Raw genomic sequence first — 5,041 nt, 5'->3', positions numbered from 1 at the left:
CGATGCCGAAGAGGTCTGCGACCGGAACGGGCCGCGCCAGATTCTCGCCCGTGAGCCCGAGCGCCTGTCGTGCGGCGCGGGTGGCGCCAATCACCAGCTCGTCGCCGTCGATCGCGATCATCGCAATGGCGCGCTGATCGGTCTCTGAATTCACAGCTGAAAGCCGAAGCTGGACCTGGTCTTGGGCCAACGCTCCGCTTGCGGCGATGGCGAGGGCTGCGGTGGCCGCCAGCATGGCCCGACAGGTGATCGAAAATGGCATGTTTGTCCTCCCTAGGGTCAGGGATCGGGTCGACGCAACCGGCACAACCGAATCCAGTGGCATCGATGTTATACGTTTGAACGGATTCAGTTTATAAAAATCGATTTGTTCTCTTTACATCGGTTTTGTGCTTGGGGTATCGTCTCACAAAAGGAAGCTCGGTATGACCGCACTGGACGCATCTCCCACGGACCTCGACGCGGTTGTCAAACCAGCGAGCAAGCCGACGATCGCAGGTAGGATCGAGGCGCGCCTGCGGCACGACATCCTGCATGGCATCCTGAAGCCGGGCGCGCGCCTGAACCTCGACCGACTGCGCGAAACGATGGATGTCGGGCTTTCGCCGCTGCGCGAGGCCGTCACCCGGCTGGTCGCCGACGGGCTGATCGAAGTCGCCGCACAACGCGGTTACACCGTCACGCCGATTTCCGTCGGCAACCTCAACGAAGTCAGCGCGCTGCGCATCGAACTGGAGCCTTATGCGCTGCGCCGATCCATCGCCAACGGCGGTCTGGATTGGGAAATCTCTGTCATGGCGGCGCTGTACCGGCTCAACAAGACGGACCGCATCGCGGGTGACGGGGCGAGCCTGGCCAAATGGGAGGCAGCCAACAACGCTTTCCATCTGGCGCTTATCGAGCGCTGCGACATGCCGCTCCTGATGAAAATGTACCGGACTCTGGTCGCCCTGAACGATCGCTATCGCCACATCTATCTGCAGGCGGTCGGCATCCAACGCGAGGTGATCGACGAACATACCGCCATCGCAGAGGCTGCCGTCGAGCGCCGGGTCGACGACGCGGCCAACTTGCTTTGCGGTCATATCGAGCGCTCTACCACCAATCTGCAGCGCCTGGTCGCCGCTGGCCTTCCCAAGGAGCCCGAATGACCCGCCCGATCGGTCTCGGCCATTTCACATTTCTCGAGCTCGCCCCGGCCGATCTGGTGCGGCTGGCGCGGCAGGCCGGTTTCGGCTTCGTCGGGCTGCGATTTCATCCCGTGGCGCCCGGACAGCTCCATTACCTTCCTGATGCACGGGGGCTTGCGGAACTCGGACGCGTTATGGCGGGCGAAGGGATTGCGCTCTATGACATCGAAACGGTGGTGATCGACCGTCACCTCGACCCGAGCACGCTGATCCCCGCGCTGGAGGCCGCGACGAAGCTGGGGGCGAAGCGGGTCAATACCTGCGCGGACCTGTTCGAGGGCCTGCCTGATCGTTTCGCGCAGATCTGCGACTTGGCCGGAGACCACGGGCTAGGCGTCGATATCGAATGCATGGCGTGGCGTGGGATCGACAGTCCGCAAGCTTGTCTGGATCTGATCGCCCGATCCGGCGCGTCCAACGCCGCCTATCTGGTCGATGCGCTGCATCACACACGCTGCGGTGGTACGCCCGAAAGCATCACCGCGATGTCCTCAAGCAGCATTTGCTCAGCTCAGCTTTGCGACGCGCCCGCCGCAGTGCCTACCGGCACGGACGTCTTGATCGCCGAGGCGCGGGGCGGTCGGCTTCTGCCCGGCGAGGGCAGCCTTCCACTGAGAGAGATCGTGGCCGCGCTACCCGCGGAAACGGTGGTTTCGGTCGAACTTCCTTCGGTCTCCGACAGGAGGCCCCCGTCGGACCGCGCCCGCGCAATCTACACCGCAACCACCGCCCTTCTTGAAGGACGGTCGAGATGAAGACCATCATGGTCCTGAACGGGCCAAACTTGAACCTGCTGGGCAGGCGCCAGCCGAAAATCTACGGCCACGAGACGCTCGAGGATGTCACCCGGATCTGCGAGGCGGCTTGCGCTGACGGGTTCGGTATCCGGTTGCTGCAATCCAACCACGAGGGCCAGATCATCGACTGGATCCACGAGGCGCGCGAGACCTCCTGCGGGATCGTCATCAAACCGGGTGCCTTCACGCATACCTCGGTCGCCATTCTGGACGCGCTCAACATCTACGAGGCGGCGGTGATCGAGGTTCATTTCAACCAGGTCCACAAGCGCGAAGCGTTCCGTCACCATTCCTATGTTTCGCATCGCGCCGACGGGGTGATCGCCGGGCTGGGCATCGAAGGTTATGCCGCGGGCGTGCGGCGCATCTGCCAGCTTTCGGCGGACTGAACGGGGGATACGGAAATGACGATCATCGCAAACGAACGGGACGTGACACCGGCAGTCCAGAAGGTGATGGAACGCACGAGCGATCCGCGCCTGCGCGAGATCATGAAGAGCCTGATCACCCATCTGCACGCCTTCGTTCGGGACGTGCGCCTGACCGAGGCGGAGTTCCAGCAGGCGACCCGCATCCTCAACACGATGGGGCAGCAATCGAACGACAAGCACAACGAGTTCGTGTTGATGGCGGGATCGCTCGGGGTGTCGTCGCTGGTCTGCCTGCTGAACAACGGCGACAACGGTGCGACCGAGACCACGCAATCGCTGCTGGGCCCGTTCTGGCGGATGGACCAGCCGATGACCGAAAACGGCGGCTCGATCCTGCGGTCGGACACACCGGGACCGCGGCTCTACGGCACGTTCCGTTTTCAGGATCAAGACGGCAAGCCGGTCGAGGGGTTGGAGGTCGACATCTGGCACGCCTCTCCCGTGGGGCTCTACGAAAACCAGGACGACAGCCAAGCCGACTACAACCTGCGTGGCAAGTTTATTACGGGCGCGGACGGCATTGTGCGGTTCAAGTCGGTCAAGCCCATCGGCTACCCGATCCCGACCGGAACCACGGTCGGCCAGCTGCTGAAGGCGCAGGATCGCCACCCCTACCGTCCGGCCCACGTGCATGTCCTCGCGCACAAGCAGGGGTTCAAGACGCTCATCAACCAGACCTACGTGGACGAGACTGACTATCTGACCTCGGACGTGCAATTCGGCGTGACCGAGGCGCTGATCGGCAAGCTGGAGCGCCACGACAGGCCGCACCCCGAGGATGGCGAGGTAGGCGAGTGGTATTCGCTGGAACATACGCTGACGATGGAGCCCGGCGAGTCCCGGCTTCCCATTCCCCCGATCAAGTGAGGCTGCGATGCTGAGTGACCAGAACCGACAGTATGCGGCGGATGCGATCCTCGCCGCCGAGAAGACCCGCAAGGTCTGCCCGCAGCCCTCCGCGACCTGGCCGGAAATGACGCTGGAGGACGCCTATGACGTTCAGCGCCGCTGGGCCGAGGCGCGCATTGCCGCCGGCGCGAAGATCGTCGGGCGCAAGATCGGCCTGACCAGCCGCGCCATGCAGCAGGCATCGAAGATGACCGAGCCGGACTATGGCGTGATCCTCGACGACGCGCTGTTCCAGGACGGCGCCCGCATCGCGGCGGGCACGTTCATCAAGCCGCGGCTGGAGGTCGAGCTGGCCTTCGTCATGGGGTCGGATCTGTCTGGTGCAGGGTGCCATATCCACGATGTGATGCGGGCGACCGAGTTCGTGCAGCCGGCGCTGGAAATCATCGACTACCGGACCGAGGTGCCGCGGCAAATCGTCGATACCATCGCCGACAATGCTGCGTTCGGGGCCATCGTGCTGGGCGGGCGCACGATCCGGCCGTTCGACGTCGATCTGCGCCGGGTCGGAGCGACGCTATCGCAAAACGGCGTGATCGAGGAATCGGGCCTTGCGGCGGCCGTCATGGGACATCCGGCGGCGGGCCTGGCCTGGCTCGTCAGCAAGCTCGCGGCGCAGGGCGACGGCCTCAAGGCCGGTGACATCGTCCTGGGCGGTGCGTTCGCCCGGCCAGTGGATATTAGACCCGGCGACGTGATCGCCGCAGACTACGGCGACCTCGGGTCGATCGGCGTCAGTTTCGCATGAGGCTACCACGAATGGATCTCCCCACAAATGCCTTCAAGGCCGCGCTCCGCAGCGGCAAGCAGCAGATCGGCATCTGGCATTCCCTGTCGGATCCGACCGTGGCCGAGCTTTTGGCCGGTTGCGGCTATGACTGGATCATGATGGACACCGAGCATTCCCCGGTCGGCCCGACCGAAGCTATCGACTTTCTGCGCGCGGTCGCACCGTATCCCGTAGCGCCGGTCGTCAGGCCGAGCTGGAACAACCCGGTCGAGATCAAGAAACTGCTCGATGCTGGCGCCCAGACTCTGCTGATACCTTACGTCCGGAATGCGGAGGAAGCGCGGGCCGCCGTCGCCGCCGTTACCTATCCGCCGAAGGGTATTCGCGGCGTTTCCGGTATCACGCGTGCCACACGCTATGGCGCGGTCCATGGGTACGCAAAGCGCGCGAACGAGGAAATCTGTCTGCTGGTGCAGGTCGAAACCCGTGAAGCACTCGACACTCTAGAGGAAATCGCGACAGTCGATGGCGTCGATGGCGTCTTCATCGGACCCGCCGATCTTGCCGCCAGTTTCGGCAATACGGGAGAGCCGTCGCATCCCGAGGTGAAGGCGGCGATCCTCGACAGTCTGGCGACGCTCGGACGGCTCGGCGTGCCGGGGGGAATTCTGTCGCTCGACCAGGACTTCCTGCGCGAGGCAAAGGCTGCGGGCGCGCAATTCATCGCCGTCGATGTGGACAGCGGCCTTCTCCGCAGGGCAGCTCTCGCCCGGCGAGACGATTGAGCATGACGTCCACCGGGTTGGGGCGCGACGGCAGGCTTCGCGTCGGACTGAACATGAACAACGCGGCGCTGGTCGAGAAGGTTGGCGGCGGCGAGGTCGGGATCGCTTTCGAGCTGTCTCGAAAGCTTGCCGAAGCGGCGGGACTTGCTGTGACCCCCGCTTTCTCCTCCATCTGAGGTTAGAGTCCGGCCCGAAAGAG

7 protein-coding genes and 1 pseudogene are annotated in these 5,041 nt (G+C 64.0%); 7 read left to right on the top strand and 1 reads right to left on the bottom strand.

What is annotated here, in order from left to right:
• Positions 1-262, bottom strand: a pseudogene (locus V7050_RS17995) (hypothetical protein); the annotation flags it as partial.
• 163 nt (positions 263-425) lie between these two features.
• Between V7050_RS17995 and V7050_RS17990 the strand changes: the two are divergent.
• The 7 genes from V7050_RS17990 to V7050_RS17960 are packed head-to-tail and all read left to right on the top strand — an operon-like array spanning position 426 to position 5,018.
• A complete protein-coding gene (locus tag V7050_RS17990) occupies positions 426-1,151 on the top strand; it encodes a GntR family transcriptional regulator (RefSeq protein WP_324375760.1) in 726 nt (241 codons plus the stop codon).
• Complete coding sequence (locus tag V7050_RS17985; protein ID WP_324375757.1) at positions 1,148-1,945, top strand: sugar phosphate isomerase/epimerase family protein; 798 nt, start codon at positions 1,148-1,150, stop codon at positions 1,943-1,945. The genes V7050_RS17990 and V7050_RS17985 overlap by 4 nt, the downstream gene beginning before the upstream one ends.
• Positions 1,942-2,376, top strand: a complete 435-nt coding sequence (gene aroQ / locus V7050_RS17980; RefSeq protein WP_324375755.1) for a type II 3-dehydroquinate dehydratase — start codon at positions 1,942-1,944, stop codon at positions 2,374-2,376. The genes V7050_RS17985 and aroQ overlap by 4 nt, the downstream gene beginning before the upstream one ends.
• Positions 2,377-2,391: 15 nt before the next feature.
• Positions 2,392-3,285 carry a dioxygenase family protein gene (locus tag V7050_RS17975; protein ID WP_324375753.1) on the top strand — a complete coding sequence of 298 codons (894 nt, stop codon included), beginning with the start codon at positions 2,392-2,394 and terminating at the stop codon, positions 3,283-3,285.
• Positions 3,286-3,292: 7 nt separating this feature from the next.
• Complete coding sequence (locus V7050_RS17970) at positions 3,293-4,075, top strand: fumarylacetoacetate hydrolase family protein (protein WP_324375750.1); 783 nt, start codon at positions 3,293-3,295, stop codon at positions 4,073-4,075.
• An 11-nt stretch (positions 4,076-4,086) separates the two neighbouring features.
• A complete protein-coding gene (locus V7050_RS17965; RefSeq protein WP_324375747.1) occupies positions 4,087-4,842 on the top strand; it encodes an HpcH/HpaI aldolase family protein in 756 nt (251 codons plus the stop codon).
• Between the two features lie 2 nt (positions 4,843-4,844).
• Entirely contained in the window at positions 4,845-5,018 is a 174-nt protein-coding gene (locus V7050_RS17960) for a hypothetical protein (protein WP_324375745.1), read from the top strand.
• Positions 5,019-5,041 lie beyond the last annotated feature (23 nt).

Source organism: Amaricoccus sp. (assembly GCF_036846665.1).
GTDB lineage: Bacteria > Pseudomonadota > Alphaproteobacteria > Rhodobacterales > Rhodobacteraceae > Amaricoccus.
The sequence above is the reverse complement of the archived record's forward strand: the minus strand, read 5'-3'. Positions and strand labels throughout refer to the sequence as shown.